Annotated in this window: 3 protein-coding genes and 1 pseudogene; 2 read left to right on the plus strand and 2 right to left on the minus strand. The window is 67.1% G+C overall.

All coding sequences use genetic code 11. From position 1 onward, the window contains the following. The coding region (gene ltrA, locus MXD95_RS07340; RefSeq protein WP_250639787.1) for a group II intron reverse transcriptase/maturase at positions 1-1336 on the minus strand (1336 nt) is incomplete at its 3' end. 598 nt (positions 1337-1934) lie between these two features. Here ltrA and MXD95_RS07345 point away from each other — a divergent pair. Both MXD95_RS07345 and MXD95_RS07355 read left to right on the plus strand, forming a co-directional pair. Then, positions 1935-2162, plus strand: a pseudogene (locus tag MXD95_RS07345) (DDE-type integrase/transposase/recombinase); the annotation flags it as partial. Between the two features lie 1002 nt (positions 2163-3164). Then, on the plus strand, positions 3165-4502 hold the full coding sequence (locus tag MXD95_RS07355; protein WP_250639788.1) for an FAD-dependent monooxygenase: 1338 nt from the start codon (positions 3165-3167) through the stop codon (positions 4500-4502). Here MXD95_RS07355 and MXD95_RS07360 read toward each other — a convergent pair. Continuing rightward, entirely contained in the window at positions 4400-4864 is a 465-nt protein-coding gene (locus tag MXD95_RS07360) for a VOC family protein (RefSeq protein ID WP_308301459.1), read from the minus strand. The genes MXD95_RS07355 and MXD95_RS07360 overlap by 103 nt on opposite strands. Positions 4865-5115: the final 251 nt, after the last annotated feature.

A 5115-nucleotide genomic window follows, 5' to 3' on the forward strand; every position in this document is an offset into this window, starting at 1 on the left:
CGTCAACTAATCCTCCTTCCGTGATGCCCCCTATTCTAGTAGGGGGCACTGTCCGGAAGAAAAGAGGCACCTCACTACGGCGCGATAGCGCCTTGTGCCAGGTATGGAGCACCTCGTAGCGGAAGGATGCCGTCGCGTTCATGTTGCCTGGCACGGCATAGTAGTTCAGGTGGCCGTTGACCACGCTGCGCAACCATTGCCCCTGGACGGGGATGGGTAGGTGGCTGCGCCGCTTCGCTTCGATCTTGATCTCGCGTAGCTTCGCCGCCATCCGCTTCTTGTCCGTGACCCGCCGCACCCAGAAGTAGCCCCGCTTGCCCGTCGCGCAGATGTGCGTGAAGCCCAGGAAGCTGAACGTCTCGGGTTTGCCCTGCCCGCGCCACGACCGGTTCCGGGTGGCGAACCGCCCGAACTCGATCAGCCGGGTCTTGTCGGGATGCAACTCCAGGCCGAATTTCGCGAACCTCTCCCGAAGATCGACAAGGAACCGCCGCGCGTCATCCTCGTACTCGAAGCCGGCGACAGCGTCGTCAGCAAAGCGCACGGTGATCACGTCACCGCGCGCGAAGTGATTCCGCCACCACCGCACCCACAGGTCGAAGACGTGGTGCAGGTACACGTTAGCGAGCAGCGGCGATACCGAAGCCCCCTGCGGTGACCCTTCCATTGTCTGCGACCGCGCGCCGTTCTCGATGACTCCCGCACTCAGCCATTTCTGGACCAGGCGCAGGATCCGTTTGTCCGCGATCCGGTGCTCAAGGAACTTGACCAGCCATTGATGACTGAGGCTGGAAAAGAAATCCCGGATGTCCAGGTCGAGCACCCAGCCCACCTTCTTCCGCTGGATCCCGACCGCGAGCGCGTCGAGCGCCATGTGCTGGCTACGCCCTGGCCGGAACCCGTACGAGAAGCCGACGAAGTCCTCCTCGTAGATGGCGTTCAGCACCTCGACGACCGCCCGCTGGACAATCTTGTCCTCCAGCGTGGCGATACCGAGCGGCCGCTGCCGCCCGTCCGCCTTCGGGATGTACACCCTCCGCGAGGGACTCGCCCGGTAACGCCCCGAGTGGATCCGGGCGTGCAGGTCCCGCAGGTTGCCCTCCAGGTCCTGCCCGTACTCCCGCCACGTCACCCCGTCCACGCCGGGCGCGGCCTGCGGGCGGATCGCCCGGAACGCCGCCTCCAGACGGTCTAGGTCCACGTGGTGGAGCAGCGCGGTGAACCGTATTCCCTTGTCCTGCCGTGCGGCTAGGCGCACACGATCCAACGGGCTTGACACGCCTGGCCCGGCTCTGCGTCCGGGGCGTGTTTCGCTGGTCGTGTTCCCCTTGGCCACGCCCCTTCCCTCCCCCGCCTCCGCACCCGCTCGCACGGGCTTGTTCGGCAGGTTCACAGGTACTATTGGCGTGTCCGACTTCCCGTGTCCGTGCATCCCAGGATTACCGCCTCGGCGTTCCCTGGGCGTCCCGCCGGTCATCACTTCGACGGGCGGACACGGGATCTCCCGGTTCTCGTGCTTGGAGATTCCGTGCATGCCATGGTTCTCTGACCGCGCCGGGTCCCCCGGGAACTCGCGACTAACGCTCCCGGCGGTGTTGCCTTCCACGGATCTGAACGTGTCGGCACCCTGGAACTGTTCATTTCGCGGCTCAATAACCCGGCCTACACGTGCCCCTACCAACGCTTCAGCAGCCCCCTTACGGAAGCAGCCACATGGCTCGGGGTCGTCGTGGGTCGCTACTCCTTCGACGTAGAGCTCTTCCATCTCCTTCTCCAAGCCAGTTTATCCCGGCGCTACCAGACCTTGAACGGTCGGGGTCTGTTTGATCACATCCGGTGTGGCCGGGTATGCGCCAGTCGAAACCGGCTCATACCGGAGGCATGAGGTATGCGGATGGTGGTGGCCTTACCGCGGAGGGTCGTGCCTGCCGGGACACGTCGACGCCGCCCGGGAGAACAACCGGATCGAAGCCGATCACGGCCGGTTGAAAGCTCGGCTGCGACCGATGCGCGGGCTGAAACGGCTGCGCTCAGTCCAGACGATCAGCGCCGGGCATGCCCTGGTTCAGAACATCCGCCGCGGCCACCACGAGCTCGCCGCCGACACCGACCCGCAGCTCCGGCTGGCAGCCGCGTCCACCGAACTCGCCCACGCCGTCTGACCGCGGTCGCCGGAGCCCCCGCTGGCGTCCGCCGGATCCCCCGAATGCAACAGCGCCCATAGGAGCATCAACGCGGTCACCGAGTCGTTCTTCGCCACCCTCGCATGCGAGCTCCCCGACCGCACCAGATGCGCCACGCACGGCGAGGCCCGCGCCGCGATCTTCGACTTCGTCGAGGGCTTCTCAACCGACGGCGCCGGCACTCCACCAATGGCTACCTCAGCCCCCACGAACACGCAAGCCGCTTTTACGAGTACCACCAAGCCGCATAACCCTTCAAAGCCCAACTCGTGGACGAAACTGGGACAAATTCAGGTCTCATGAACAAGATCGGGGCCCGCAGCCGCGTCCAGATCGTCCTCTGGGCCTACGAAACCAAGCGAGTACGACCCTGAACACCGCCTTTTTCGATCATACGACCTGGGTCCGGAGGCACCAGGATGAACCGTGGCTGAATCGGACCGGTGCAGAATGGTAGTTGTCCGGGTACCGAGCCAGGGCTGAGGCCGTAACCGGGACACCGGGGGCCGGCAGCCGACCGACCGGACATAAAAGAAAGATGGTCCATTTAGGCGGGTGATTGAGGAATGAAAGCGACGTATGACCCGCCCATCCTCCAGCACCAGGGATCCTTCCTCGAGGCGACCGGCTTCATTGGCTTCTTCTTCGGCGGCCGAGGTGGCTGGGGAGGCTGGGGTCACTGGGGCGGCTGGAGCGGTTGGGGAGGCTGGAGCGGTTGGGGAGGCTGGGGCGGTTGGGGCGGTTGGGGCTGGTAGCCCAAAGCACCTGACCGCACGTAGTCCCGGTGGTCCGTAGTGTCCTCAGACCAGGGCCCGCCCGGCGGGCTGTCCACCAGCACCGGTGGGCTGTCCACCAGCGGCGGGCTGTCCAGCAGCAGCGGCGTGGCGACGAGCCGGCGATCGATCGGCCGTCGCCACACGCCGTCTCGGGTCCCGGTGCGCGGATGCGCGGGCTTGCGCCACGATCACGAGGGGACGTGCCATGCGGATCGTCTGCGTCGGCGGCGGACCGGCTGGGCTTTACTTCGCCATCGCCGCGAAGCTGCGCAACCCGGGTCACGAGATCACCGTGTTCGAACGCAACCCGCCGGGCGCGACGTATGGCTGGGGTGTCGTCTACTGGGACAACCTGCTCGATGTCTTCTTCCATACGGACCCGCGCAGCGCCCGGCAGATTCGCGCCAGGTCCGCCCTCTGGCAGGAGCAGCGCATCAGCCTCGGGGGGCAGGGGGTGGCTCATCTCACCGGCTACGGCTTCAGCATCCAGCGGGCCGAACTGCTGCGCGTTCTCGCCGGACGCGCGGTCGAGCTCGGCGTCCGGGTAGTCCACCGGCAGGAGGTCGACGATCTCACCCCGTATGCCGACGCCGATCTGATCGTGGCGGCCGACGGCGCGAACAGCCGGGTCCGCCAGGCGGGCGGCGATCTGTTCGGGACCAGCGTCACCAGGGGCACCAACCCCTACCTCTGGCTCGGCACGGATCGGTTCTCCGACAGCTTCACCTTCGCGTTCGAGCGGACCGCTGCCGGCTGGATCTGGTGTCACGCCTACCCGTCCAACGCCGGGCTCAGCACCTTCATCGTCGAGTGCACCGAGCGGACGTGGCAGGGTCTCGGTTTCGACTCCCGCGGCGGCGAGGAGACGCTACGAATCCTGGAGAGGATCTTCGCTGAGCCGTTGGGCGGCCACGCGCTGGTCAGCCAGGCGCAGGCGCAGGCCGAGGGCCGGGCACCGGGCACGGACAGCGGCACCGCGCGCTGGCAGCGATTCGTCGATGTCACCAACCAGTGCTGGTACCACGGCAATGTGGTTCTGGTCGGCGACGCCGCCCACACCACGCACTTCACCCTGGGCTCGGGCACGGCGCTGGCGATCGTCGACGCGGTCATGCTCGCGCGGATCCTGCACGGGCACGCGAACGATGCCCGGTCGGCGCTGCGCGAGTTCGACAACAGGGGCCGCCGGGCGCTGCGGCCGATGCAGGCGGCCGCCCGCACGAGCATGACCTGGTTCGAGCAGGCCGACCGGTACCTTGGTCACGACGTGGTGTCGTTCGCCTATACGATGGCCGGCCGGCAGGGTCGTCAACCGCCGTGGCGTCAGCCGATGCACCGGGCGACCCAGGTCCCGGCGGTCCGCGGTGCCCTACGCGGCCTGCACTCGGGCACCCGCTGGTACCTGGCCCGGCGCCGCGGCGAACCGATCGCCGCGCGGTGTCAACCGTCTCTGAAAACTGGATCTGGCGCCGATCTTGGATCGGGCCTGCGGCTCTGGTCGCGCGGGGAGTGGAGTTCGCCGGCACGACCGCCGAGTGGATGACTCCGCTGTTCGTCAGCCGCCGGGCCCACGCATCCAGCTCGTCCCGGTTGGCCACGGCGAACGCCAGGTGATCGAGGCCCACCTGCGTCTCGTCGAACGGACTGTCGTCGCCGTCGCGGTGCTGGGTGAGCCCAAGGCGGATGTGCAGGCTTCCGGTGCCGCAGGAACACCTTGCGGCGCGACCCGTCCGGGGCCTCGTACTCTCCTACCCGCGTGAAGCCGAGGACGCTCTCGTACCAGGCGGCGCTGGCTTCGATGTCCCGCACGGTCAGGCCGAAGTGGTGGATGGCGACGATGCCGCCGACCGCCGCGTCCACAGGCGTCTCGGACGCGGACCCCACCTCGGACATGACCCACAGCATAGGCAGAGCTACGGCGCTGTCGCCTCCGCGCGACTCGAACCGATTCCCGAGACGACCCCGTCAGGCGATCCTGCGGTCTCGCCGGCTGCTGCCCACCAGGGCCTCCGACGATCGCGGCGACCACGATCTGCGACCACAAGATCTGAGCTAACACCGCACCGCCAAAAGGCCGGCTGAGGTGCCTCTTTTCTTCCGGACAGTGCCCCCTACTAGAATAGGGGGCATCACGGAAGGAGGATTAGTTGACGCGT

This window comes from Frankia sp. AiPa1 (assembly GCF_023243075.1).
Classification (GTDB): Bacteria; Actinomycetota; Actinomycetes; order Frankiales; family Frankiaceae; genus Frankia.

Excerpts from the sequence above, each read along its gene's own strand:
- MXD95_RS07355 (WP_250639788.1), top strand. The coding sequence starts at position 3,165 with ATGCGGATCGTCTGCGTCGGCGGCGGACCGGCTGGGCTTTACTTCGCC.
- MXD95_RS07360 (WP_308301459.1), bottom strand. The coding sequence starts at position 4,864 with ATGCTGTGGGTCATGTCCGAGGTGGGGTCCGCGTCCGAGACGCCTGTG.